This is a genomic window from Mycoplasma sp. CSL7475-4 (assembly GCF_024834065.1).
GTDB lineage: Bacteria > Bacillota_I > Bacilli_A > Mycoplasmatales > Metamycoplasmataceae > Mycoplasmopsis.
Window position 1 is genome coordinate 1 of the sequence record NZ_JANUYA010000024.1, and the last position, 648, is coordinate 648.

The 648-nt window shown below is 31.0% G+C and carries 1 protein-coding gene; it reads right to left on the bottom strand.

The window, feature by feature from the left end:
• Window positions 1-648: hypothetical protein (locus NXS15_RS03800; RefSeq protein WP_259290523.1), on the bottom strand; the 648-nt coding region annotated here is incomplete at both ends.

Genomic DNA, 648 nt, shown 5'->3' on the forward strand with positions numbered 1-648 from the left:
TTTTAGAATTGAGTCATTTTGCCATCGGTGTATTATTTTCCTGTTTGGCGAAAAAAGTAGTTCTTCTATCAGTTTTTAAGCCTATTGGATAGCCATATCGGGCAAAAAGTTGTTCTAATAGTTTCATATAACCCAGTGTTGTTTCTTCTTTTTCAGCGTATAAAGATAGAATCTTTTTAGTTCCCGAACCTACTGCTAAATAGATATGAAAATCATTTAAATGTTTAATTCAGGCTTCGCTACAAGCGTCTAATTCAACTATTTCGCCAAATTCATATTTGTGATGATTCAGTAATCTTCCCAACTGAACCTTTTCGTTGATTTTGGATAATTGTTGAATTAACAAATACTCACTGTCGTTTTTCTCTTTGTTTTTACTTCTTAATATAGCTGCAATTCTTCTTTTAGTTTTGGCCGTTTGAGTAGGTTTTGTTAAACCCATTTCGGAGCAACGTTTAATAAAATACGGACATGTTATTTGCTTTTTAATTGAAGTAGGCAATACTTCATCGTAATACCTACTAAAACTGATTGTTAAATGATCTTTATCTTCATCTTTGATAAATTTTGAATCATAGCCTATCATTTTTTTTATGGTGTAGCGAATTAGATTGTCAGACAATTTAAGAGCATGTTTATTTTTCTCGT